The following is a 25,578-nucleotide window of genomic DNA, read 5'->3' on the forward strand; positions in this document are numbered from 1 at the left end:
TGACGTTAAAATGTTTAAAAAAAACGTTTAAAAGCATTTTATTTATTATAAATTTCTACAAATTTTCTTTATATTTGGCTTTATCTAAATTTAAAAATATGAAAAAACTACTACTATTATTATTATTAAGTTCTTCTGCATCTTTATTTGCTCAAGTTCTTGAATCTGAAAATTTTAACACATTGCCAATTGGTAATATTGGTACAGATTTTACTGGTCTAACTCCAGGATTATCAGGTTATTTAACTGCTGCATCAAACGGAACAGCACCTACTACATCTACAAATGCTGGTAATTCTAATTTTCAAGTTGTTGCTAATGGGAATAATTCTAGTAATGGTTTCCAAATTATAAGCCCAAATGGGGATAAAGGAAATAGATTTATGTGGAAAGATGGATTTGATCTTTTATGGAATGCAAGAACTACTGGAAACAACATAGTTGAACTTGAATATGATTTTTTTACTGGTCCAATTACAGATAGTAGAACCCAAATAGGCATGAGGGTTTTTGGAGCAGATGGCGCAAATACTAGATCATTAGTTGGTTTTGTTTACACAACAAATACTAGAGTTCTTTCAGGTGTTTGTTACTTAAATAACGGTGGTACATTTGGAACTTTTTTAGTAAACTTAGCAACAGGTGGTCTTATTCTAGATGCTAATACATGGTATACTATAGGATGTTCATACAATACTGTAACCGGTCAAACCTTATGGAAAACAAGCCCAACATCTCCTAGCACAGGTTTAGCTAATACTTTTTGGGTTCCAAATTTAGTACCTAATGAAGTTGATTTTGTTCAAGTTGTGGTAGCAGCAAATGCTACAGCAAATCCTCCAGTACCTGCTAATACGGCTACTTCAACTATAGTTTTTGATAATTATTTAACTAGAGCATCAAATACAGATACCTTATTAAATAATGTAACTTTTGCTGAAGATTCTTTGGTTACTATAAATTTATATCCTAATCCAGTTAATGATATATTGAATATAAATAGCAAATATACTTTAAACAATATTAGTATATCTGACATCAATGGAAGAGTAGTTAGGAATACTTCTTTAAACGGAACAGAAGCTCAAATTAATATAGCTGACTTAGCTTCAGGAGTTTATTTATTGAAAGTTGTTACCTCAGATGGTACGGTTACTAAAAAAGTAATAAAAGAATAATTAGTATTCTTTATTAAATAAAAAAAAGACTAAGCATTTGCTTAGTCTTTTTTCTTTTTATCACTTCCCATCATAAGGAAAACGGCTCCAACTAATCCTATTATAACTAAAGCAAAGACTCCAATCATAATGAAAGTTCCATTATCATGAGAATAAAGAGGTAACAATAAGTTGTTCATGATTTCAATTGTTTAGGATACTCAAAAGTATTTCAAATAAACTTATTGAAATATGACAAATATCATACTAGAGAAATTTAGATTTTAACTCTGGAGTTGGCATCATGCAGCTATCTTTTTTGCCATACCATTTGTATCTATTTTTGGCAACAAAATCATATCCGAAATTTTTTAAAAAATTTGGAAGTATAGAGAGGTAACTTGTTAAACTAATCAATCCTCCTAAATCTTTTGCAATATTAAAAGCCGCATCAGCCTTAACAAAATAGGCCTTTCCTGGAATATAAAGAATAATACTATCTGTTTGAGAAGTATCAACTTTAATGTAATCAATAATTTTTTGTCCAAGTTCAGATTGAATAGCAACAAATCTAAAAGTATCATTGACATCTTTTTTTATTACATACTGAACTGTGGCATCACACAAATTGCAAACTCCATCAAAAAGAATGATTTTTTTATCTTTTGGTAATTCTTCCATATTATTTTGGTCTTTCTACAAATTCTAAAGCATCCAAACTAACTTTTGATGTAAATACTCCATAATTTACAGTTGCTTTGTTTTTTTCAATACCATCAAGTGTTCCAACTGCTTTGCCATCAAACATTCTAACTCGATCACCAATTTTAAGTACAACTTTTGGTTTTTCTGGAACTTCTTTTAGTTTTAATTTTTTCTCTTTCTTTTCTTGTCGAATCTCCTCAACTTTTACTCTAACCTCTTCGGCAACCTTTTTTTGAATAACTTCTTTTTCCTTTAATTCTTTAGCAGATGCTTTTTTTCGTTTTGAATTTTCAATTTCTACTACTTTTAAAAATTCACCAATAAGTGTTTTTTTATCTTTATTGTTAAAATAATTTGAAGAAATTTCATCAATCTTTTGTCCCATATAAATCAATCGCTGATTGGCATCATACAATTCTTGGTAACGTTCTAATTTATCTTTTATCTTAGCGTTAATAGATTCCATTTTTTTGCTTTCTTCACGAGCTTTAGATTCTTCTTCTTTCAAATTTAAAGAAGTTTTTTCCATTTTAGAACGCTCTTTTTGCAAAGTTGCAATAGTCTTGTCAAATCTAACTTTGCCACCTTCAATTTTCTTTTTGGCTCTATTTATCAATCCAAATGGAATTCCATTTTTCTGTGCAACTTCAAAAGTAAAAGAACTTCCTGCTTGTCCTAAGTGCAACTTATACATTGGTTCTAATGTTCTTTCATCAAATAACATGTTGGCATTTGTGGCATTTGGTAATTCATTTGCTAATATTTTTAAATTAGTATAATGCGTTGTAATAATACCAAAAGCTTCTCTATGATAAAATTCTTCCAAGAAAACTTCTGCCAAAGCGCCACCTAAATCAGGGTCAGAACCAGTACCAAATTCGTCAATTAAAAATAACGTTTTAGAATTACATTTTTTCAAAAAGTAGTTCATGTTTTTTAAACGATAACTGTAGGTACTTAAATGATTTTCAATAGATTGATTATCTCCAATATCGGTCAAAATTCTATCAAAAAGAAAGGTTTCGCTACGTTCATGAACAGGAATTAAGATACCACTTTGTAGCATTAATTGAAGTAATCCCACCGTTTTAAGTGAAATTGTTTTTCCACCTGCATTTGGTCCAGAAATAACTATAATGGTACTTTCAGGATTCAATTCGATTGTTTGCGGATGTGTTATCTCATTTTTTAATTTGTTATTCAAATAAAGAATAGGATGCAAAGCATCTCTAAAATACAAACGTTTTTTATCCGAAATATTTGGTAGAATTCCATTGATTTTATTGGCATACTTAGCTTTTGCAGCAATAACATCAACATCACTCAAAAACTCTTGATAACTAACAATTAATTCATGAAACGGACGAATGTCATTGGCAAGTTGTTTCAAAATTCGTGTAACTTCTTCTTTCTCTTCATATTCTAAGTTGTTCAACTCTCTAGAATATTTTAAGGTAGCTTCTGGCTCAATGTAGGCAATACTTCCTGTTTTAGAACTTCCTAAAATAGAACCTTTCACTTTTCTTCTGTACATTGCTAAAACAGCTAAAACTCTTCTGTTTTCGACAAAACTTTCTTTGATGTCATCCAAATATCCCAAAGAATTATATTGGCTCATTGCCATACCAAAACTTTGATTGACTTTTCCACGAACAACATTCATGTCACGACGAATATTCAATAAATCTGGCGAAGCATTATCTCTTACTTCTCCGTGTTTATCAATAACTTCATCAATGTATTTTACAATTTCTTTGGTAACTTGTATTTGACTAGCTTTCTCATTCAGTTTAGGATAATACTCTAGAAACTTCTTGAAAAATAAAATCAAAGTATTTGCAGTTTCTGAAACCGTTGCTATTTTTCTAAATCCAGAAACTTCTAATTGACTTCCATCAATGGCTAAAAATTTTAACTCGTTATTTATAGAATCAAAACCGTGATTTGGAATAGCATTATTATTTGAGTAGGAGGAAACGTACTCAGAGGTTTGCAGCAAATTATCCATCAAAAGATTTTTCTCTTTAAATGGAGTAATTTCAAGGGCTTTTATTTTGCCTAATTCGGTATTACATCGCTCTGAAATAGTATTTAATATTGTGTCAAATTCTAAATCCTGAAGCGTTTTATTGGTGATAGAAATCATTCTAATATTTTGTGAATTCAAAGTTACGAATGTTGACAAGCATATTGCAATAGATTTTTATATTTTTGGTAAAAAATTAAGATATGTTGATTGAAATTAATTCGTCATGGAAGGAAAAATTGAAAGAGGAGTTCGATAAGAGCTATTTTGTCAATTTAGTTGAATTTGTTAAAAATGAATATGCAACTCACAGATGTTTTCCTAATCATAATCAAATATTTTCAGCTTTCGATTATTGTCCATTTAATGATGTAAAAGTTGTAATAATAGGACAAGATCCATATCACGGATTTGGTCAAGCCAACGGTTTATGTTTTTCTGTAAACGATGGCGTAACTTTTCCTCCATCACTAATTAATATTTTTAAAGAAATTAAACAAGATTTGAAATTACCAATTCCAATATCAGGAAATCTTGAAAGATGGGCTAGGCAAGGAGTACTTTTGTTAAACGCTACCTTAACAGTTAGAGAAAGTGAAGCAGGTAGCCATCAAAAAAAAGGTTGGGAAGAGTTTACTGATGCCGTAATTAAAAAAATTTCTGATGAAAAAGAGCATGTTGTTTTTCTTTTATGGGGCGGATTTGCAAAGAAGAAAGGAGCAAAGATTGATAGAACCAAACATTTTGTTATAGAAACAGGACATCCATCTCCGTTGAGTGCAAATAGAGGTTTCTGGTTTGGAAATAAACATTTTAGTGCAGCAAATTCATTTTTAAAAAGTAAAAACTTTAAAGAAATTGAATGGTAAAAAAATCCATCACTTAGGATGGATTTACTATTTTAATTTACTGTAAAGTTATAATAACCTTCAGAATCTAAATTACTTACATCAGAAAAAATGGTTAGTGATATACTTTCAGAACTACTGTTGGAACGTATCTCAACTTGACTTGTAGAAGAACTATTGTAACCAAAACTTAAACGATACTGCCCAGAAGAAGGCAATTTTATTCCACATAAAAATTCATATCGATCATTAGCAACATTAAATTCTGCTGTGGCATTATAAAAACCACCTGTTACAAATTTACCCAAATTTAAATCAATATTTGGAGTGCTTGCATCAACTAATATCCATTCATCTCCAACTTTTTTTTCTAATAAATAGCTAAAAGCAAATGAAGGAGCATTGTTGGTCGTTTTTCTAATATCTAATAAATTTGTTTGATTTGGTTCAGCTAAGAGACGATTGATATAGGAATTTACATAAAGATAATCGCCAACATTATAATTAGCTTGCGTTTGAATTGAAACTAAATTTGGAACAGATATATATTCTGTATTATAAAAATCATCATCATTTGTATCACATGAATTGAATGTTGTTACAAATAAAATTAGTAGTGTTATTATTTTTAATGTCTTCATACTATTTTTTTTTAAAATCTATAACCTAAATTAATTCCAACTCGTGATATTACATCTGGACTTTGTTCTCTTTTGGTCAAGTTAGAACCGAAACCAACCAAGAACTCTAGAGCCCAAGATTCTTTAAAGTACATTTTGTATCCTAAACTACCACCAAGTCCAAAATCGTTATACTTTGATTTTTTTATGGTGTAAAACCCATTTCCATTTGAATCAGTATCTCTTATAATTTCTTTAAAATCGCCACCATTAGCAGAAGCAAAAATTTCAGCGAAATAATAACGTGATTTACTTTTTGACAAAGCATATCTCACATATGGATTGATTTCATACTTGGGTAAGTTATTTCTAAAACCATCATTAAAATCATCTTCTATTTTTTGACTATTAGAAAAATTAGTATTTACTCCAACTGAAAAATCCTTTCCAAGAAAACGTTCATAACTAAAACTTAACTTTCCGTAAGCTATAGCTGATAGAACATCGACACGAAATTCATTTTTTTTATTGTCAAAAGGACTACTTTCTTGTGCAGAAACAAACAAAGTTCCCAACAAGAATAAACCTATTATTTTTTTCATATAATTCTGATTTTAAATAGCTAATATACTATTTTATTTGATGTGTTTTGAAAAATTAATTTAAAGTAAGTGCACTCAAAATTTCTTCATTCATAAATGGTCCACCAGGATATTTAGCTGTATAATCTAAATTTAGCCAAATATTGCCACGCTCATCAATATGGTAATGCAATGATTTTCCTTTACTTTCCTCAGGAAAAAGCACTTTTTTTACCAAATAATTTATGGTTTCTAAATCGGCTTGTTTTCCAATTAAGATTTCAGGATAAATATGTCCGTCAGTGTGAATAAGTCTCGGTATTCCACCAATAGATCGAATACAAGCCGCCATTAAAATAGAGTGATCATCACAATCACCAGACAAGTATTTTGCTGATTCACTAGCGCTAGCAATATATTCTCTACCTTTTGGGTCACTTACATAATTCCAATTGCTATTTATTTCTTTAAACACAGAAAAACATTGAATTATGGTAAAATAATCATTGTATCCTTTTTCGTCTTTAAAATGTTTGTTTACTGCCATCAAAGAGAAATTTCTAACTTTAGGATTAGAATAATCTATGGCATTAAGTATCTTAGATTTATTTGGAAAAGGAAGTAATTTGTCAATAATAATATCTTGAGGATATGGATTATAACTCATTGTGTAAAGCATTGATTGATAGTCTTCAAAAACGGTTTGAAAGCCATAACCTCCAAAAATAGTTCCATAAACTAATGCTATTAAATAGAGAAAAATACTTATTAATGTAATTTTTCTCATGGCTCTCAATATAAGTTGTATTAAAACCAAAAGAACAATAAAAAGAAGTATTCTATCTATGTGTAAAGACCATTCTAATTCAATAATATTTTGATGTAAAATGATAAAAATTGGTATGGTTATAAGTACATTCAAAACAAAAATAATTACCATATCCCAAGGTTTTTTTACCGTAAGTTTGTCTTTTAAGTACAAATAATAAAGTTTTGTTTTTTCTATCATTTTAAGAATTTGCAAAAAGCTAGATGGCTTTTACAAGTTCAGCAAAAGTACCTTTTTTCTCAATAATTTTGAGGTCAAATAATTGATTTTGAATTTTGTTTAACATTTTTTCAGATAATGGCTTTTGCGACCATTCTGTTAAACGTAACCATTCTTGAATATCTTCTATTTTTTGATGGTATTTTGTAGCCAATGTTCTATCAATACTCGGAATTTCTTTGAACTCTTGCGTTGTGATATTAATAATTTCAAGAATTTGCTCAATGGCATTAGGATGCTTTTTCAAAATTTCTTCACGAACGGCAATTACAAAACAAGGCCAAGGTGTGGGGCAATCGTCAATTCTTCTGAAAATTCCTTTATCTACAAGAGGTTTGGTCATAAAATGTTCCCACATGAAATAATCGGATTCTCCTTTGGTTAAACTTTCAACAGCGCCATCAATTGTGTTTACGATTTCAAATTGCAGGTTTTCAGTATTCCAACCTTGATTATTAGCATTAACATAAGCCATTAATTGTGAACCTGAACCTAATCTTGAGATAGCCACTTTTTTATTTTCTAAATCAGAAAGCGTTTTAAAATTGGAGTTAGCAGCCACATGAATTCCCCAAATTAAAGGACTTTCAACATAAACTTGCACAATTTTAGAAGGATTTCCAGCATTAATATCTTTTACAATTCCTTCTGATAAAATTACAGCAATATCAGTTTCACCATCGCGAAGCATTTGACACATTTTACCTGTACCTTGAGGAACATCAGTCCATTGTAAATCGATTCCAACGGCTTCAAATTCGCCATTTTCAATACACAAATGCCATGGAAGATTGAAATGTTCGGGAACGCCTGCTATTTTTATAGTTTTCATTTATTAGTATTAAGATTGGAGTATTAAGTATTAAGATTGTTCAGAGAGTTTTTGAATACATTCTTCTCTAATGCTCCAAATTTCATCAAAGGTATAATTTTGATTGGTTTCTTCAATCCATTTTTTCAAGAAAGCTTTGTGATAATCTACTTTAAAATCGCTAACCTTTTTAGGAATTATCTCGATTTCTTCTAGAATTTCTTCTTTTATTTTATCGTAAAATGATTCCGAAGTTGTGACATCTAACGGAATACCATTAATCTTTAAATAACAATGCGCCTCTGGAATGTAGTCAATACCACTTTTTGAAAGTAAATCTCCTAATTTAGGTGTATTTACTTCGTTCATTTTAAAAATTCCAATATATAATTTTACGTTTTCAATATCATTTTCATCAGCATAATCCTTTAAAAAAGCATGTTTTGAGCTACAAGTTCCTTTATTTTCAGAAAGTACTAACGAAAAATCATACCTATTAGAATTTCTTCCATAAGGAACATGTTTTACTTTTTTTATTATTTCTTCAAAGTTCATAAACTGAAAACTGCTTACTGCGACTGCCTACTAATTTGCCACCATTTCCAAATAACTCCATCATTATCTGGATAATCTTCCATGAAATTGAAACCTACTTTTTGCAAAACATGATTAGATGCACCATTTTCAGCATGCGTATAAGCATTCATTTCTTTAATATTCATTTGATTGAAACCATAATCAAGCCAAGCAAGTGATGCTTCTGTTGCATAACCTTTGTTCCAAAATTTTTCATTCAAGCGATAACCATAATCAAAGAAATTTGTATTACCATTTTCAACATGGTCATTTACAAATTTGATTCCTGTCCAACCTATTAGTTCGTTTGTTTCTTTTAAAATAGTAGAAAAACGACCAATTCCTCTTTCTAGATATTGTTTTTGAACCATTTCAATATAATCGTAAACTTCTTGAATATCAATACAAGGCTTTTGCCATAAATAATTATGGACTTCTGGATTTTTATCCATTTCAAATAATTCTTCAGCATCTGATTTTTCAAATGGTCGAAGTAGTAGTCTTTCAGTTTCTAATATTAAATCCATTCTGGATTAATTTGATTTAAATGATGATACAAATGGTCGAAGTAATCTTCTATTAAGAATTGTAAATCAGACAGCTCACCATTTGGAAGAATCAATTTATAAGTTAGTGTTTCATTGGTTTGATTTTTTACAATGTGCAAAATATGAAGATTTAAATTCATCCATAAATCAAATAATTCTTGATTGTTTTTATTTTGATAATCATTAGATTTTACTAATCCATCAGGATTGTAAGTTCTAATTTTATAAGGTTTTTCAAATGTTTGAATTTCAGTAAATCGCTGAATATTATTAATCGCCGAATCAATTAAATGACCTAAGACTTCCTTTTTAGACCATTTGTTTTCTGATGGTTTTATTTCAAAATCCGTAGCTTTTATAAAAATATTTGAAGCCGTTAACTCATTCAAAACGAATTCAAATTTTGTTATTTTTTCTTTCATTGTTTAGTTTTGAGTTTTATTATATCTTCAAATGAGAAATTACTACGCGATATCCATCAGGATCTAGAATCATCTTACCATTTTCATTCCAATAGGGATTTTTTGAATCAATAAATTTGATTGAGTTTGATTCAATTCTATCTTGAATCAGTTCAAATTCTAATTTAGTATTTGGATAAAAAACCAAAATATCTTCCTCACCAAAATTAAATGTAACAATCTCGTCCGATTTGGTAAATTCTAAATGCCAATTTTCATTTGATTTACCAATAAAAACGCCATCATAACCGTCGTGATTTTCAAAACCACCAAGCAATTCCAATCCTAAAATATCAATATAAAAGGATTTGAGTTGTTCTAAATTATTGGTATGTCTAGCAAATCTGAAAGTCATAAATTTTATTCAAAATATTCTAAAGCCATTATCATCAAACAAAAAACAAATATTCCAAGTACAAAATTTTTCTTATTGGAATTCATCCCACTATTATCAATTACTTCTTCTTCAAATAAATAATATCCAATATTCTTTTCATAATTTTTATCAAAAACAATATTCATAAACATGCAATAAATCCAACGAGCAAAACCGCCTAAAGCAAAAAATAGTTTTTGAATTAAATGTCCAATCATTTATTATAAAATTCGTAATTTTAATTAGTAATTAATCTACTCCGCTAATTTATCCAAAGCATATTCAATCAACGCATCAACAGCTTTGTATGGATCTTCGCTAAAAGTTCCTGTTGCACGATTGGCAATTATGGCGTTTAACGATAAACATTGATGTCCAAGTAATTTTCCTAAACCATAAATGGCTCCGGTTTCCATTTCAAGATTGGTCATTTTGATACCTTCAAATTCAAATTTGTCCATTTTACTGTTCAATTCTGGATCTTGAATATCTAATCTCAAAACTCTTCCTTGTGGACCATAAAATCCGCCTGCTGTTCCAGTAAATCCTTTGAAAATCTTGTCACTTTCCAAACGTTTTTCAAGAATTTCACTTCCTTTAATTACATATGGACGACCTTTTTTCATATCCCAATTGGTTTGAGCAATAAAAGCGTCTTCCATAGCAGTTTCTGAAATTTCATCAATCAAATACGAGCGAAGCATGTTGTCTAATCCCAATCCGTATTGACTCATAACAAAACTATCGCAAGGAATCTCGGCTTGTAATGAACCTGAAGTTCCAATTCGGACAATATTCAACGAAGTCAATTCTTCTTTGATTTCACGAGTTTTTAAATCGATGTTTACTAAAGCATCCAATTCGTTCATGACAATGTCAATATTATCTGGACCAATTCCTGATGACATTACTGTAATTCGTTTTCCTTTGTAAATTCCGGTTTGTGTTTTGAATTCACGTTTTTGTTGTGAAAATTCAATACTAGAGAAATGTTTGGTAATTTTCTCCACTCTATTTTGATCACCTACAAAGATGATGTCATTTGCAATATGTTCCGGTTTTAGGTTCAAGTGATAAACACTTCCATCCGGATTTAATATTAATTCTGATGATGCAATCATTTTATTATTTTTTATGAGTTTTAAAGTTACTGCTCACTGCGACTGATAACTGTCAACTGAACTAACCTCCAACTCGTTTTGTTTTAAATCCTTTGTCTTGTAATAATTTCATTATTTTATCACGATAATCGCCTTGAATAATGATTTCGCCGTCTTTGAAAGTTCCACCAACAGCAAGTTTATTTTTTAATTCTTTTGCTAATAATTTGAAATCCTCATCTTGACCTTCATAACCTGAAATGATGGTTGTGGGTTTTCCTTTGCGTTTTTCAAATTTACAAATCATTGGTTCTTTTTGAACGAATAATTCATGTTCTTTTTCCTCAACAATTTCTGGTTCATTAGAAACTTCGTGGTCTGGAAATAGTTTTTTTAGTTGTTCTTGTAAATCCATATTTCTTTAAATTCCAAAATTTAAAACCCAAATTCCAAATAAAAATCAAATTCCAAATTCCAATAGAAAATAGTAATTGGAATTTGGAATTTTAATATTGGAATTTCTTCCCTTTATTTCTTAATCAATCCTAAATCAACCAATCTTTCATATAAATAGTCACCTGCGGTAATGTCTTCATATAATTTTGGGTTGTTTTCGTCGATGCACTCTGGTAAGCAATTTAATTTCATATCGCTTACAGGATGCATGAAGAAAGGAATAGAATATCTTGAAGTATTCCACAATTCTCTTGGTGGATTTACAACTTGGTGAATCGTTGATTTCAATTTGTTGTTAGTATGTCTTGACAACATATCGCCAACGTTAATCATCAATTCGTCTGGTTGCGCCATAGCATCAATCCATTCTCCATCATGATTTTGAACTTGTAATCCTTTTCCTTGCGCACCCATTAAAAGTGTAATCAAGTTGATATCACCATGAGCAGCAGCTCGAACAGCACCATCTTTAGGTTCGTCAGTAATTGGTGGATAGTGAATTGGACGTAAAATACTGTTTCCGTCTTTGATGTAATTGTCAAAATAGAATTCGTCTAATCCAATGTGTATAGCTAAAGCACGCAATACATAAACACCTGTTTTTTCAAGCATTTGATATGCTTCTTTACCTGTGGCATTGAAGTTAGCTAATTCATTTACAGTTACATTTTCTGGATATTCATTAGCATATTTTGAACCTTCCGAAACGTATTGTCCGAAGTGCCAAAATTCTTTCAAATCTCCTGCAGAACGACCTTTAGCATGTTCTTTTCCAAAAGAAATATAGCCACGTTGTCCGCCAATGCCTGGAATTTCGTATTTTTCTTTTACTTCAAGAGGAAGATTAAAGAAATTACGCACTTCAGCATAAAGATTTTCCACTAATTGGTCATCAAGAAAGTGACCTTTTAACGCTACGAAACCAATTTCTTCGTAAGCTTTTCCGATTTCATTTACAAATTTTTGTTTACGTGCCGGATCATCCGACAGGAAATCACGTAAGTCAACACTAGGAATTTGTTGCATTTACTAAAACTTTTTTGTTAATAACTAAAATTGGATTTATACCAATCATAACTACAAATGTATGAAAATTTTATTTTATTGGTGTGGAAGTTATTAACAAATATTTATTGTGTTTTCTAACACAGATTCAGGTAATCAATGAATTTTTAAAATTTTTCTAATTTCTTAGAATCTCTGTTCCAAAAAACCACTTGACTTTCTATCATTCTTATATAAGAAATAGAATTATCAAAAAACTATCAAAATCGTAAACAATTCCGCAAAAAGGTTAGTATAAAAGAATCCTTTTTTTATATTTTTGCAATCATAAATAAACAATCACATGAACTTTGATAGAAAAGAATTGTCCAATATTCAATTGTTGGATTTATATAAAAAACTGCTAAAACCTAGATTAATAGAGGAAAAGATGCTTATTCTTCTTCGTCAAGGTAAAGTTTCAAAATGGTTTTCTGGTATTGGTCAAGAAGCTATTTCTGTAGGAATTACGGCTGCTTTAGACCAAGACGAATACATTTTACCAATGCATCGAAATTTGGGTGTTTTTACTGGTAGAGACATTCCTTTGCATCGATTGTTTTCGCAATGGCAAGGAAAGAAAACTGGTTTTACCAAAGGTCGTGACAGAAGTTTTCACTTTGGAACACAAGAATTCAAAATTATTGGAATGATTTCGCATCTTGGTCCACAAATGGGTGTTGCTGACGGAATTGCTTTGGCTAATAAATTAAAACAAAATGGTAAAGTAACCGCAGTTTTCACTGGTGAAGGTGCTACAAGTGAAGGTGATTTTCACGAAGCATTAAACATTGCAGCAGTTTGGGAATTGCCGGTTTTGTTTGTAATTGAGAATAATGGTTACGGACTTTCAACGCCAACTAACGAGCAATATCGTTGTGAAAATCTTGCTGACAAAGGCATTGGTTACGGAATGGAAAGCCACATTATTGATGGAAATAACATCTTAGAAGTTTATACTAAAATTGCCGAATTGAAAGCATCTTTAGCTGTAAATCCGCGACCAGTTTTATTGGAATTTAAAACGTTTAGAATGCGTGGTCACGAAGAGGCGAGTGGTACAAAATATGTTCCGCAAGAGTTGATGGACATGTGGGCAATTAAAGATCCAATTTCAAATTATAAAGAGTATTTGGTTAATGTTGGTGTTTTATCAGAAGAATTAGATGCCGAATTTAAAGCAACTATAAAAGCTGAAATTGATGAGCATTGGGCAATTACACAAGCTGAACCTGAAGTTGAAGCTGATTTAAGTGAAGAGTTAAATGATGTTTACCAACCATATAAATATGAAGAAGTTAATCCTTCAAAAGAAATAGAAAACATAAGAGTGATTGATGCCATTTCAACTGCTTTAAGACAATCTATGGAACGCCATGATAATTTAGTTATTATGGGACAAGATATTGCGGAATATGGTGGTGCGTTCAAAATTACTGAAGGTTTTGTAGAACAATTTGGAAAAGGAAGAGTTAGAAATACACCAATTTGTGAAAGTGCTGTAGTTTCTGCAGCTAATGGTTTGTCAATCAATGGTCATAAAGCTATTGTTGAAATGCAATTTGCTGATTTTGTTTCTTCAGGATTTAATCCAATTGTTAATTTATTAGCCAAACAACATTATCGTTGGAATGAAAAATCGGATGTTGTAGTAAGAATGCCTTGTGGTGGAGGTACTCAAGCTGGACCATTTCACTCGCAAACTAACGAAGCTTGGTTTACCAAAACACCAGGTTTGAAAGTAGTTTATCCTGCATTTCCATACGATTTTAAAGGTTTGTTGAATACAGCGATTAATGATCCGAATCCGGTTGTGTTTTTTGAACACAAACAATTGTATCGTTCGGTGTATCAAGATGTTCCTAAAGATTATTATACGTTACCTTTTGGGAAAGCTACTCTGCTTAAAGAAGGTAATGATGTTACTATTATTTCTTTTGGAGCAGGAGTTCATTGGGCTTTAGAAACGTTAACTAAAAATCCTGAAATCAAAGCCGATTTAATTGATTTAAGAACATTACAGCCTTTAGATACTGATACTATTTTTGCTTCGGTTAAGAAAACAGGAAAATGTATTATTTTACAAGAAGACACTCTATTTGGTGGAATTTCAAGTGATATTTCTTCTATGATTATGGAGAATTGTTTTGAATATTTAGATGCACCTGTAAAACGTGTTGGAAGTATTGAAAGTGCTATTCCATTTGTAAAAGCATTAGAAGATCAATATTTGCCGAAAGTTAGATTTGAAGAAGGATTATTGGAATTATTGAAATATTAATCAATATGAAACCTTTAACGGAAAAATTGTTGTTGGAAGACGCTACTGTTCACAAAGTTCAATTTGACAAGGAATGGTTTTACAATTTGGACGATATGAAATTTTATTTAAACGAAGACTTATCGGCAGTGGAGTACATCCATTTGCCGATGTTAGTTTTTGGTGAAGAAGAAATCGTAAAGTGCTCTACTCTAGAAGATATTTTACGTGGTAGAAAAGAAAAAGAATAGTTAGTTATTTTCTTCAACCAACTTTTTAAAATTAGTAAGAATAGCTTGCCATCCAAATTGTTGTAATTCTATTGGGTTTTGAGTTTCGGCTTCAAAAGTCTCTACAATCTCAACTAAATCACCAATAGCAATAAAATCGACGCTAACTTCTCTTTCGTCGTCTAAAACATATTTAATAGATTTGTTTTCGATTACTTCAGTGTAAGTTCCTTCAAAATCAAAACTAAAACTTCCATCTTTAGCAGCCATAGTATAGTTGAATCGTTCACCAATTTTAAGATTGTTGGTTGCTTTAGGACAGTGCCAATCGTCTGAAGCATGATTCCATAACATTATTTGCTCAGGTGTTGTCCAGTATTTCCATACTTTATCTAAACTACTTTTTATGGTACATTCTACGGTTATTTTTGTTTTACTTCCCATTTGTTGAAACTAAAAATTAACTATTGTTTAAGCAAATTTATAAAAATTACTACCAAGATAAAGAGTCTCATTAAAAAAATAGTTTTTTGTTTTTAACAATTAGCTTATATTTGTTTAAAATAAAATTGCTCGTTTGTGAATCCTACCAATAAACTCAAGATATTTAATGATCCAATCTACGGATTTATAACCATACCAAATACCTTAATTTACGATTTAATTCAACATCCCTATTTTCAACGTTTGCGACGTATTTCTCAAATGGGAATGTCGTATTTGGTTTATCCAGGTGCACATCATACTAGATTTCATCATGCTTTGGGATGTATGCACATAATGCAAAAAGCTATTCAAACACTTCAATTTAAAGATGTTGCAATTTCAAAGGATGAAGAAAATGCTTTGTTAATTGCTATTTTATTACACGATATTGGACATGGCCCATTTTCGCATGCTATGGAAAATAGTATTGTTGAGGATGTGCATCATGAAGAAATTTCATTGCTTTTTATGAATGAATTGAATGAAGAATTTGATGGTAAATTGTCATTAGCAATTAAAATATTCAAAGGTGAATATCACAGAAAATTTATGTATCAATTGATATCAAGTCAGTTGGATATGGATAGAATGGATTATTTGCGTAGAGATAGTTTCTACAGTGGCGTTGCTGAAGGTAATATCAATAGTGAGCGTTTAATTCAGATGATGAATGTTCAAGATGATTTTTTAGTGATTGAAGAAAAAGGAATCTATTCGGTAGAAAAATTTTTAGTAGCAAGGCGATTGATGTATTGGCAAGCTTATTTGCATAAAACAAGTGTTGTTGCAGAAATCATTTTAATGAAAATCCTTAAAAGAGCTAAAGAACTGACTCAAAAAGGAATTCATTTGGAATGTAGTAAACCACTTTTGTTTTTTATGGAAAATAAAATTTCATTAGAAACATTTGATAAAGAAAAGATTAAAACTTTTGCTTTGTTAGATGATCACGATGTAATGGGCGCAATAAAAGCTTGGCAATTCAATGATGATTTTGTTTTGAGTTCGTTGTGTAAGATGATTATCAATAGAGATTTATTGAAAATTCAAATGTCTGATGAAAAACCTGAAAAAGAGAATTTAGTGGTTTTGAAGCAAAAATTCATGAAATTACATCCAATTTCTGAAAAAGAAGCAGATTACTTTATTTTCAAAGGAAAACTGAAAAATCAGGCTTATAGTAAATCAAGTGAGCCAATTCGAATTCTGAAAAAAGACAGAACAATAGAAGATGTTGTAGAAGCTTCAGATCAATTGCATTTGAAAGCATTGTCAAAACCAGTGACCAAATATTTTATATGTTTTCCAAAAGTGTTACTAGATACATAGTATTTCATTAAATTTTAATATTTTTGCAGCGATGAAACGAGCCTTTAAATTTGTAAATTTTATTTTTGAGTATATTTGCGAGTTCCATTTTATTCCTATGGAAAATATTTTTTTATAAAATGAAATTTACAGCTGAACAAATTGCAGGTATTCTAGAAGGTGAAGTAATAGGTAATCCTAATGCTGAAGTTTTCAAATTGTCCAAAATAGAGGAGGGAACTATTGGTTCGCTTACATTTTTGTCCAATCCAAAATATCAAAATTTTATCTATTCCACAGAAGCATCTGTTACAATTGTAAATAAAACTTTTGAACCAGAGCAAGCTATTTCAACAACATTGATTAAAGTTGAAGACGCTTATCAAGCCTTTTCTAAATTGTTGGAATATTACAATCAGGTAAAGTTAATGAAGTCCGGTATTGAACAACCTTCAGTGCTTTCTGAAAATGTTACTTATGGTACTGATTTGTACTTAGGAAGCTTTTGTTATGTTGGAAAGAATGTGAAAATTGGAAATAACGTAAAGATTTATCCAAATACTTTTATTGGAGATAATGTAGTTATTGGTGATAATTGTGTGTTTTTTGCTGGAGTTAGAGTTTATTCAGAAACAGAAATAGGAAATAATTGTGTAATTCATTCAGGAACTATTGTTGGTTCTGATGGATTTGGTTTTGCACCACATGAAGATGGAACTTACAGTAAGATTCCTCAAATTGGGAATGTAATCCTTGAAGATGATGTAGAAGTTGGTTCGTGTACCACAATTGATAGAGCAACAATGGGCTCGACAATAATTAGAAAAGGAGTGAAGTTGGACAATCAAATCCAAATAGCTCATAATGTTGAAATCGGAGAGAATACTGTAATTGCCTCTCAAACAGGTATTGCTGGTTCAACAAAAATTGGTAAAAATTGCATGATTGGCGGACAAGTAGGTATTGTTGGGCACATCACAATTGGAAACAATGTTAGAATACAAGCCCAATCTGGAATTGGAAAAAGTATTGGAGATGGAGAAGTAGTGCAAGGAACACCGGCATTTAATTATGGTGATTTTAGTAAGTCATATGTTCATTTTAGAAATTTACCTAAAATTGTTTCCGATATAGACGATATAAAAAAGAAAATTAAATAACAAACATAAACTAGATTGAATATTATGGTTAAGCAAAAAACCATCAAAAGTGAAATTTCACTTGTAGGTGTTGGATTACACACAGGAAAAGAAGTTAAAATGACTTTTAAACCTGCGCCTATAAACAACGGTTTTACATTTGTAAGAGTTGATTTAGAAGGAAGTCCAATTATTGAAGCAGATGCTAATTATGTAGTCAATACACAAAGAGGTACCAACTTAGAGAAACTGGGTGTTAAGATTCAAACTTCAGAGCACGTTTTAGCTGCTTTTGTAGGTTGTGATGTTGACAATGCAATTATAGAATTAGATGCTTCTGAGCCACCAATTATGGATGGTTCATCAAAGTATTTTGTAGAAGCAATTGAAAAAGTAGGCGTAGAAGAGCAAGATGCTGAACGTAAGTATTATGTTGTAAAAGAGGTTATTTCTTTCGCAGACGAAGCAACAGGAAGCGAAATACTTGTAATGCCAAGTGATGATTATCAAGTAACCGCAATGGTTGATTTTGGAACCAAAGTTCTTGGTACTCAAAATGCTACAATGAAAAGTCTTTCAGAATTTAAAACTGAAATTGCCAATTGTAGAACTTTTAGTTTTCTTCATGAGTTAGAAAGTTTATTAGATAATGGTTTAATTAAAGGTGGTGACTTAAATAACGCTATTGTATATGTAGACAAAGAGATTTCTGCAAATACAATGGAAAACCTTAAAAAAGCATTCGGAAAAGACTCTATTTCTGTAAAAGAAAATGGAATTCTTGATAACTTAACGTTGCATTATCCAAACGAAGCGGCACGTCATAAACTATTAGATGTTATTGGTGATTTAGCTTTAGTCGGAATTAGAATTAAAGGTAAAGTTATAGCTAACAAACCTGGACATTTTGTAAATACTCAGTTTGCTAAGAAATTATCAAAAATCATTAAGATTGAGCAAAAAAATCATGTTCCATGTTATGATTTGAATTTGCCACCATTGATGGATATTCATCAAATTATGAATATTTTACCACACAGACCACCATTTTTATTAATCGATAGGATTATTGAAATGTCAGAAACACATGTGGTAGGTATGAAAAATGTTACAATGAATGAAAATTTCTTTGTTGGACATTTTCCAGATGCACCAGTTATGCCAGGAGTTTTAATTGTTGAGGCTATGGCTCAATCAGGAGGAATATTAGTATTAAGTACTGTTCCAGATCCAGAAAATTACCTTACTTATTTTATGAAAATTGATAATGTAAAATTCAAGCATAAAGTGTTGCCTGGAGATACCTTATTATTCAAATGTGATTTAATTTCACCAATTAGAAGAGGAATTTGTCACATGCAAGCCAATGCTTATGCTAATGGAAAGTTAGTTGCAGAAGCTGAATTAATGGCACAAATAGCTAAAAAGCAATAAAAATATAAAGTATGAATCAACCACTAGCATACGTACATCCAGGAGCAAAAATTGCAAGAAATGTTGTAATTGATCCTTTCACAACTATTCACAATAATGTTGAAATAGGAGAAGGAACTTGGATTGGATCTAATGTTACCATAATGGAAGGCGCAAGAATTGGTAAAAATTGCAATATTTTTCCAGGTTCGGTGATTTCAGCAGTTCCACAAGATTTAAAATTTGGAGGTGAAGAATCGCTTGCAATAATAGGTGATAATACCACTGTAAGAGAATGTGTTACTATAAATAGAGGAACCATAGCTTCTGGTCAAACTAAAATTGGAAAAAATTGTTTGATTATGGCAACAGCTCACATTGCTCACGATTGTCACATTGGTGATAATGCAATTATTGTTAATGGAGTTGCTTTGGCAGGTCACGTTATTGTTGGTAATTATGCAATTATTGGAGGTTTAGCAGCAATACATCAGTTTATTCACATTGGTGATCACGCCATGATTTCTGGTGGTTCATTGGTTAGAAAAGATGTTCCTCCTTATACAAAAGCAGCAAAGGAGCCTTTATCTTATGTTGGAATCAACTCAGTTGGTTTAAGAAGAAGAGGTTTTACTTCTGAAAAAATTAGAGAAATTCAAGATATTTATAGAATTTTATATCAAAAAAATTACAATACTTCACAAGCTGTTGGAATCATTGAAGCTGAAATGGCTGCATCTCCAGAGCGTGACGAAATATTAGATTTTATAAGAAACTCATCACGCGGAATCATGAAAGGTTATTCAGGTTCTTATTAATTAAAAATAAAAATTAAAAACAATAAAAATGGCATCTACATCAGATATTAGAAACGGATTATGTATTAAATTCAATCACGATATTTATAAAATTATCGAATTTCTTCACGTTAAACCTGGAAAAGGTCCTGCTTTCGTTAGAACTAAATTAAAAAGTTTAACTAACGGAAAAGTTTTAGACAATACTTTTTCTGCAGGTCACAAAATTGAAGATATTCGTGTTGAAACTCAAACATTTCAGTATTTATATGCTGAAGGTGATCAATTTCACTTCATGAATACTGAATCTTACGAGCAAATTACTTTAGATAAAAAAATCTTAGATGCTCCAGATTTATTGAAAGAAGGAACTAATGTAATGGTTCAAATTAACACTGAAACTGACATGCCTCTTTCTGTAGATATGCCAGCTTCAATTGTTCTTGAAGTTACTTATGCTGAACCAGGAGTTAAAGGAAATACAGCTACAAATGCTACTAAACCTGCAAAAGTAGAAACTGGTGCTTCTGTAAATGTTCCTTTATTTATTAATGAAGGTGATAAAATCAAAATTGATACAGCTACAGGTTCTTATATGGAACGTGTAAAAGAATAATTTTAGTGAACAAAATCAGGTAAAACTGAACACTGAATACTGAACACTAAAAATATGAAGTTTTCAAAAACACATACTCTTAAAGAAATTGCAGAAATCATTGGTTGCCAATATGTTGGTGCCGATGATTTTCCTGTTTATGGCATGAACGAGATTCATGTGGTAACTTCAGGCGATATCGTATTTGTAGATCATCCAAAATATTATGATAAAGCATTACAATCAGCTGCAACAATTGTTTTAATTAACAAAGAAGTTGAATGTCCTTTGGGTAAAGCATTATTAATTTCTGATGATCCGTTTAGAGACTTTAATAAATTAACCAATCACTTTAGACCTTTTACTTTTGCAAATGTTTCTATTTCGAATTCTGCAATAGTTGGTGATGGAACAGTAATTCAGCCCAATTGTTTTATTGGTCACAATGTTCAAATTGGTAAAAACTGTATAATTCATTCTAATGTTTCAATTTACGATAATTGTATCATTGGTGATAATGTAATTATTCAAGCAGGAACAATTCTTGGAGCAGATGCATTTTATTATAAAAAACGTCCAGAAGGTTTTGATCAATTACTTTCTGGAGGAAGAGTTGTTATTGAAAACAACGTAGGAATCGGAGCTCTTTGTACTATTGATAAAGGAGTTACAGGTGATACAACTATTGGAGAAGGAACAAAAATAGACAATCAAGTTCATGTTGGACACGATACAGTAATTGGTAAAAAATGTCTAATAGCAGCTCAAACAGGAATTGCTGGTTGTGTAATTATTGAAGATGAAGTAACGCTTTGGGGACAAGTTGGAACCACAAGTGGAATTACAATAGGAGCTAAGGCTGTAGTTCTTGGTCAAACAGGTGTAACAAAATCAATAGAAGGTGGAAAATCCTACTTTGGAACACCAATTGAAGAATCTCGAGAAAAATTGAAGCAATTAGCCAATATAAAACGTATCCCAGAAATAATAAAAAATCTAAAGTAATGACAGCAAAACAATTAGTATTGGATTTTTATAAAAATGATTTGCTTTTACATAAATCAGAAGTTACTGAATTTCTGCACGAAGATTTAATCATCGAATGGAACAGTAGTAAGGGTTTTGTTCAAATGAAAAAGCAAGATGTACTGAATTTATCTGATGAATTGAGTAAAGCCTACGTTCGTTCTAAAATGAGAATTACACATGTAGTTGAAGAAGGAAATATGGTTTCTGTACGTTATTCTCATTTTGTAAAAACAATTGAAAATCCTAGAGAAGAAATGCTTTTAGCACACTTTTTTGTAATTTGGGAAGTAAAAGACGGAAAATTATATAGAGGTTATCAAATGAGTCAATTCTCATAAAATCATATATAGAAAATTTGCAAATAAGTAGAAAAAAAACTGAATACTGAACACTGAATACTGAACACTTTTTAATACTTTTGCAACACAAACAATAAAACTAAATAAAAAAACATAATATGAGCGTTTTAGTTAACAAGAATTCAAAAATAATAGTTCAAGGATTTACAGGAAGTGAAGGTACTTTTCACGCATCTCAAATGATTGAATATGGAACAAACGTTGTTGGTGGAGTTACTCCAGGAAAAGGTGGTTCTACACATTTAGAAAGACCAGTTTTCAACACTGTAAAAGATGCTGTTGAACAAGCAGGAGCAGACACAACAATCATTTTCGTTCCGCCAGCTTTTGCTGCTGATGCTATTATGGAAGCTGCTGATGCAGGAATTAAAGTAATTATTTGCATCACAGAAGGAATTCCTGTTGCAGATATGATTAAAGCGTATTCATACATAAAAGACAGAGATTGTAGATTAATCGGACCAAACTGCCCAGGAGTAATTACTCCAGAAGAAGCTAAAGTTGGTATTATGCCAGGTTTTGTTTTCAAAAAAGGTAATGTTGGAATCGTTTCTAAATCAGGAACTTTAACTTACGAAGCTGCTGACCAAGTTGTAAAACAAGGATTGGGAATTACTACAGCAATCGGAATTGGTGGAGATCCAATTATTGGAACAACTACTAAAGAAGCTGTTGAATTATTAATGAATGATCCAGAAACTCATTGCATCGTTATGATTGGTGAAATTGGAGGTCAACTTGAAGCTGATGCTGCAAAATGGATTAAAGCTGATGGAAACCGTAAACCAGTTGTTGGATTCATTGCAGGTGAAACTGCTCCAAAAGGAAGAACAATGGGTCACGCAGGTGCAATTGTAGGTGGTGCTGATGATACAGCAGAAGCTAAAAAACGCATCATGAGAGAAAACGGAATTCACGTTGTAGATTCTCCAGCTGAAATTGGTAAAAAAGTAAAAGAAGTAATGGGATAATTTAAATCTCGTTTATAGATAAAAAAAGAGCTTTCAATAACTGAAAGCTCTTTTTTATTTAAGTAGTTTAATAATTTAATTCAAAAAAGGATTAGACCATTTACTATCAACATAAACATTTGTTCCAGAAAGTGTTCTCAAGAAAGCTATGACTGCATTAACTTCTGGAGCCGTTAAATTTAATTGTTGACCAAAACCATTTGGTCGTAATCTTGGATCTAAATTAGTATTTCCTGGAGCTAAGTTAATAGTTCCATAATGTCCAATAGCAGCTTGTAAAGTTGTAATAACTCCAGTATGCATCATAGGACCATTTGTGGTTCCATCTGTTTTAACTAAATCTCGTAAAGATGGCGCACGAGTATTAGTAATGTCAATTCCAACACCACTTATAGTTCCAATTATTCCATTATTTCTTGAATTGGGATCGATATCAAATTCTGGAGCAGCATGACAACCAGCACATCCTAAACCTCCACCAGTTCTACTTCCAGTTGCATTAAAAACAGCAGGTGATAAAAATAAATTTTTTCCTTGATTTTCTTGTGCAGTAAAATTTGAGAATGGTTGCCCATCATTGGCAGCTAAAGCTCTTCCTACATCATATTTTGAATCAAATGATTGTATGCTTTTAATGAATTGAGCTAAAGCTAATTGCATTTTGTTTTCAGTAATTTCTTCAGAACCATAAACAAATTTGAACAATTCCTTATAATAACCAATTGCAGATAATTTTGTAATTAATCCTGAAAAAGCTTCGTCTCCATTAGCGCCACTATAACCCATTTCACCATGATCTTTTATAGGCATGGTAGTTTGTGTTTCTAAATTAATTGCTCTTTCATCCCAAAAGAATTTTGCTTCATTTGCAAAACGATTATTGATTAATCGCATTGAATGTCTTCCTGTTGTTCCGTTTACACCTTGACTCGCAACTGCAACATCACTAAAAGCATTAGCTTGTTGGTGACAACTTGCACATGAAATGGTATTATTTGAAGAAAGCTTTTTATCATAAAATAAAACTCTTCCTAAAGTAGCACCTTTATTTGTTATCAAATTGGAACCCACATTGCTTTTTGTGATATAGGCAGGAACAGTTTGATTAGCATAATTTGCTAGATTGGATAAATTGATATTATTTCCAAATGTTGCTATAACGTTAGGATAAGTGTCTATGGAAACATATTCTTCTTTATCATTTCCACATGAAAATGACATTGAGATTATCAATAAAGCGGTGATTTTTTTTAGCATATTAATATATTTATTTTTTTATAATTACTTTATAACTTTTAATTTCATTTTTACTCGAAATCCTAATAAAATAAATTCCATTATAAATGTCATCAGTTTCAATTATACTTAATGTACTTCCTTGAACAATTTTGCTTGTTTTTACAACTCTTCCTAATTCATCTATTAATTCAACATTCAAATCGTTTTCTACCATTTGAGTTTGAATAGCAATAAAATCTTGCGAAGGATTTGGTGCTATAACAATTTTAAATTCAGAATTTTGAAATGAACTTGAATCTAATGTTGAATTATAAAGAGTACTACCTGAAGGTACTGATGTAACCGTTGTTGCAGTTCTGTTTCCATAAAATGTTGGACCAACTACATAAGGATAAGCTGAATTGTGATTTGCATCAACCGTTGCAAAATAGCAATAAATGCCATTAGGATATTCTGGTGTTATACAAAAACGCCCATTGTGTTCATCTAAATAAGTTGGATCTGATGGATGAGCAACATATTCATAGTCTTCTCTAAAATAACCATTAAACATAGTTTGTGTTCCAACCACTTGATTGATTGATGGACCATTTGTTCTTAAACCAGTTGGATATGATTTTAATTGATAGCTTGATTTCATTCGAGTAATTGCTCCTGTTCCATTTGTATTGGTGTAAGCATAAGCACCATAAATTGGAAATCCATCATAAGCAAAACCTAATAATGGTGAATGAACTAATGGATTTATTGTATATAATCCATCAGATGGATAAGTAGAACAAATGTTAGACAAAACTGTTAAATCTAAATTAAAAGCACTCGGATTTTGATGATGATGGTAATTACCCATAGCTGGATGTGCTTTGGAACAATCAAAACCTGCTCTTTCTGCTGGAATTGCATCTCTGTTCCAAGCTTGGGTTGTACCTGGTCCGCCTGCACATGGCGGATTTCCGGGACCTCCACATAATGCATTCGTTGTTGAACTCCAAGCAACACCATCTCTATAATCAAATAACGCTACACCGTTTTTAAAAATACCAATATTTCCACCAGTAGTTGCAGTGGCAGTTCCTGTATTTTGAGTTGGGCTTAATGGAATTTTAAATATTCTATTTTGTGCTGTAGCCAAAGACGGATTTCCATCTAAAAATGGTCCTGTAATATAAGCAGGAATTCCAGTTGCTGAAACATAAACCCATGTACCATCATAATGAACCGTTTGAACATTGGCCAAAACAGCATCGTTAATAGGAGTGGAGTTACCAGCAACATAATGACGACCTGTTATTCCTGTTGTGTTTTGCAACCAATTTGTAATGGCAGGATTGGTTTGGGCATGGGTAAAAATTGTGGTAATGAACACAATCAAAACAATTTTTTTCATTGGTTATA

30 protein-coding genes are annotated in these 25,578 nt (G+C 31.2%); 12 read left to right on the plus strand and 18 right to left on the minus strand.

Features of this window, described 5'->3' with window-relative positions; genetic code table 11:
• Window positions 1-98: 98 nt before the first annotated feature.
• Window positions 99-1,178, plus strand: a complete 1,080-nt coding sequence (locus tag ABD766_RS09030; protein WP_344816370.1) for a T9SS type A sorting domain-containing protein — start codon at window positions 99-101, stop codon at window positions 1,176-1,178.
• A gap of 41 nt (window positions 1,179-1,219) precedes the next feature.
• On the opposite strand, the gene ABD766_RS09035 is transcribed toward ABD766_RS09030, so the two are convergent.
• The 3 genes from ABD766_RS09035 to ABD766_RS09045 form a co-directional block, all read right to left on the minus strand.
• Window positions 1,220-1,357 (minus strand): hypothetical protein, encoded by a 138-nt coding sequence (locus ABD766_RS09035; protein WP_298304004.1) that lies wholly within the window; start codon window positions 1,355-1,357, stop codon window positions 1,220-1,222.
• Between the two features lie 67 nt (window positions 1,358-1,424).
• Entirely contained in the window at window positions 1,425-1,838 is a 414-nt protein-coding gene (locus ABD766_RS09040; RefSeq protein WP_344816371.1) for a thiol-disulfide oxidoreductase DCC family protein, read from the minus strand.
• A 1-nt stretch (window position 1,839) separates the two neighbouring features.
• Complete coding sequence (locus tag ABD766_RS09045) at window positions 1,840-4,008, minus strand: endonuclease MutS2 (protein ID WP_344816496.1); 2,169 nt, start codon at window positions 4,006-4,008, stop codon at window positions 1,840-1,842.
• 83 nt (window positions 4,009-4,091) lie between these two features.
• On the opposite strand from ABD766_RS09045, the gene ABD766_RS09050 reads away from it, so the two are divergent.
• Window positions 4,092-4,757, plus strand: coding sequence for a uracil-DNA glycosylase (locus tag ABD766_RS09050; protein WP_344816372.1), 666 nt, complete (start codon window positions 4,092-4,094; stop codon window positions 4,755-4,757).
• 32 nt (window positions 4,758-4,789) lie between these two features.
• On the opposite strand, the gene ABD766_RS09055 is transcribed toward ABD766_RS09050, so the two are convergent.
• The 12 genes from ABD766_RS09055 to ABD766_RS09110 form a co-directional block, all read right to left on the minus strand.
• Entirely contained in the window at window positions 4,790-5,377 is a 588-nt protein-coding gene (locus ABD766_RS09055) for a hypothetical protein (protein ID WP_344816373.1), read from the minus strand.
• A gap of 11 nt (window positions 5,378-5,388) precedes the next feature.
• Entirely contained in the window at window positions 5,389-5,958 is a 570-nt protein-coding gene (locus ABD766_RS09060; RefSeq protein ID WP_344816374.1) for a DUF3575 domain-containing protein, read from the minus strand.
• 55 nt (window positions 5,959-6,013) lie between these two features.
• Window positions 6,014-6,946 (minus strand): transglutaminase-like domain-containing protein, encoded by a 933-nt coding sequence (locus tag ABD766_RS09065; protein ID WP_298304016.1) that lies wholly within the window; start codon window positions 6,944-6,946, stop codon window positions 6,014-6,016.
• A gap of 19 nt (window positions 6,947-6,965) precedes the next feature.
• Window positions 6,966-7,817 (minus strand): substrate-binding domain-containing protein, encoded by an 852-nt coding sequence (locus ABD766_RS09070; protein ID WP_344816375.1) that lies wholly within the window; start codon window positions 7,815-7,817, stop codon window positions 6,966-6,968.
• A 30-nt stretch (window positions 7,818-7,847) separates the two neighbouring features.
• Complete coding sequence (locus tag ABD766_RS09075) at window positions 7,848-8,351, minus strand: hypothetical protein (RefSeq protein ID WP_344816376.1); 504 nt, start codon at window positions 8,349-8,351, stop codon at window positions 7,848-7,850.
• Between the two features lie 14 nt (window positions 8,352-8,365).
• On the minus strand, window positions 8,366-8,899 hold the full coding sequence (locus ABD766_RS09080) for a GNAT family N-acetyltransferase (RefSeq protein WP_344816377.1): 534 nt from the start codon (window positions 8,897-8,899) through the stop codon (window positions 8,366-8,368).
• Entirely contained in the window at window positions 8,890-9,342 is a 453-nt protein-coding gene (locus tag ABD766_RS09085; RefSeq protein ID WP_344816378.1) for a DinB family protein, read from the minus strand. Before ABD766_RS09085 ends, ABD766_RS09080 begins: the two co-directional genes overlap by 10 nt.
• Before the next feature lie 19 nt (window positions 9,343-9,361).
• The gene (locus ABD766_RS09090) at window positions 9,362-9,736 is read right to left on the minus strand and encodes a VOC family protein (RefSeq protein ID WP_344816379.1); all 375 of its coding nucleotides are present in this window, start codon (window positions 9,734-9,736) and stop codon (window positions 9,362-9,364) included.
• Between the two features lie 5 nt (window positions 9,737-9,741).
• The gene (locus ABD766_RS09095) at window positions 9,742-9,975 is read right to left on the minus strand and encodes a hypothetical protein (RefSeq protein ID WP_344816380.1); all 234 of its coding nucleotides are present in this window, start codon (window positions 9,973-9,975) and stop codon (window positions 9,742-9,744) included.
• Window positions 9,976-10,011: 36 nt separating this feature from the next.
• Complete coding sequence (locus ABD766_RS09100; protein ID WP_344816381.1) at window positions 10,012-10,878, minus strand: nucleoside phosphorylase; 867 nt, start codon at window positions 10,876-10,878, stop codon at window positions 10,012-10,014.
• Window positions 10,879-10,939: 61 nt separating this feature from the next.
• Complete coding sequence (locus ABD766_RS09105; RefSeq protein WP_344816382.1) at window positions 10,940-11,272, minus strand: translation initiation factor; 333 nt, start codon at window positions 11,270-11,272, stop codon at window positions 10,940-10,942.
• A 113-nt stretch (window positions 11,273-11,385) separates the two neighbouring features.
• Window positions 11,386-12,339 (minus strand): isopenicillin N synthase family dioxygenase, encoded by a 954-nt coding sequence (locus ABD766_RS09110; RefSeq protein WP_344816383.1) that lies wholly within the window; start codon window positions 12,337-12,339, stop codon window positions 11,386-11,388.
• A gap of 322 nt (window positions 12,340-12,661) precedes the next feature.
• Here ABD766_RS09110 and ABD766_RS09115 point away from each other — a divergent pair, with 322 nt between their 5' ends.
• On the plus strand, window positions 12,662-14,638 hold the full coding sequence (locus tag ABD766_RS09115; protein WP_344816384.1) for an alpha-ketoacid dehydrogenase subunit alpha/beta: 1,977 nt from the start codon (window positions 12,662-12,664) through the stop codon (window positions 14,636-14,638).
• 5 nt (window positions 14,639-14,643) lie between these two features.
• Entirely contained in the window at window positions 14,644-14,868 is a 225-nt protein-coding gene (locus ABD766_RS09120; protein WP_298304122.1) for a hypothetical protein, read from the plus strand.
• Here the strand turns inward: ABD766_RS09120 and ABD766_RS09125 are convergent, their stop codons facing one another.
• A complete protein-coding gene (locus tag ABD766_RS09125; protein ID WP_344816385.1) occupies window positions 14,869-15,291 on the minus strand; it encodes an SRPBCC family protein in 423 nt (140 codons plus the stop codon).
• Window positions 15,292-15,426: 135 nt separating this feature from the next.
• On the opposite strand from ABD766_RS09125, the gene ABD766_RS09130 reads away from it, so the two are divergent.
• The 8 genes from ABD766_RS09130 (at window position 15,427) to sucD (ending at window position 22,944) form a co-directional block, all read left to right on the plus strand.
• Window positions 15,427-16,662 (plus strand): HD domain-containing protein, encoded by a 1,236-nt coding sequence (locus ABD766_RS09130; protein ID WP_344816386.1) that lies wholly within the window; start codon window positions 15,427-15,429, stop codon window positions 16,660-16,662.
• Window positions 16,663-16,781: 119 nt separating this feature from the next.
• Window positions 16,782-17,801, plus strand: a complete 1,020-nt coding sequence (gene lpxD / locus ABD766_RS09135) for a UDP-3-O-(3-hydroxymyristoyl)glucosamine N-acyltransferase (RefSeq protein WP_298304117.1) — start codon at window positions 16,782-16,784, stop codon at window positions 17,799-17,801.
• Between the two features lie 24 nt (window positions 17,802-17,825).
• Window positions 17,826-19,214: a bifunctional UDP-3-O-[3-hydroxymyristoyl] N-acetylglucosamine deacetylase/3-hydroxyacyl-ACP dehydratase gene (locus ABD766_RS09140; protein ID WP_344816387.1), complete on the plus strand. Its 1,389-nt coding sequence runs from the start codon at window positions 17,826-17,828 to the stop codon at window positions 19,212-19,214.
• Between the two features lie 11 nt (window positions 19,215-19,225).
• The gene (gene lpxA / locus ABD766_RS09145; protein WP_298304113.1) at window positions 19,226-20,011 is read left to right on the plus strand and encodes an acyl-ACP--UDP-N-acetylglucosamine O-acyltransferase; all 786 of its coding nucleotides are present in this window, start codon (window positions 19,226-19,228) and stop codon (window positions 20,009-20,011) included.
• A gap of 28 nt (window positions 20,012-20,039) precedes the next feature.
• Window positions 20,040-20,606 carry an elongation factor P gene (gene efp / locus ABD766_RS09150; RefSeq protein WP_344816388.1) on the plus strand — a complete coding sequence of 189 codons (567 nt, stop codon included), beginning with the start codon at window positions 20,040-20,042 and terminating at the stop codon, window positions 20,604-20,606.
• A gap of 54 nt (window positions 20,607-20,660) precedes the next feature.
• The gene (locus ABD766_RS09155; protein WP_344816389.1) at window positions 20,661-21,590 is read left to right on the plus strand and encodes a UDP-3-O-(3-hydroxymyristoyl)glucosamine N-acyltransferase; all 930 of its coding nucleotides are present in this window, start codon (window positions 20,661-20,663) and stop codon (window positions 21,588-21,590) included.
• Window positions 21,590-21,952: a nuclear transport factor 2-like protein gene (locus tag ABD766_RS09160; RefSeq protein ID WP_344816390.1), complete on the plus strand. Its 363-nt coding sequence runs from the start codon at window positions 21,590-21,592 to the stop codon at window positions 21,950-21,952. Before ABD766_RS09155 ends, ABD766_RS09160 begins: the two co-directional genes overlap by 1 nt.
• A 119-nt stretch (window positions 21,953-22,071) precedes the next feature.
• Window positions 22,072-22,944: a succinate--CoA ligase subunit alpha gene (gene sucD / locus ABD766_RS09165; protein ID WP_344816391.1), complete on the plus strand. Its 873-nt coding sequence runs from the start codon at window positions 22,072-22,074 to the stop codon at window positions 22,942-22,944.
• A gap of 75 nt (window positions 22,945-23,019) precedes the next feature.
• On the opposite strand, the gene ABD766_RS09170 is transcribed toward sucD, so the two are convergent.
• A complete protein-coding gene (locus tag ABD766_RS09170) occupies window positions 23,020-24,201 on the minus strand; it encodes a cytochrome-c peroxidase (protein ID WP_344816392.1) in 1,182 nt (393 codons plus the stop codon).
• 10 nt (window positions 24,202-24,211) lie between these two features.
• Window positions 24,212-25,570, minus strand: a complete 1,359-nt coding sequence (locus ABD766_RS09175; protein ID WP_344816393.1) for a YHYH protein — start codon at window positions 25,568-25,570, stop codon at window positions 24,212-24,214.
• Window positions 25,571-25,578: the final 8 nt, after the last annotated feature.

Origin of the sequence: Flavobacterium cheonanense, from assembly GCF_039539185.1 — a bacterium.
In the GTDB taxonomy this organism is placed as follows: Bacteria; Bacteroidota; Bacteroidia; order Flavobacteriales; family Flavobacteriaceae; genus Flavobacterium; species Flavobacterium cheonanense.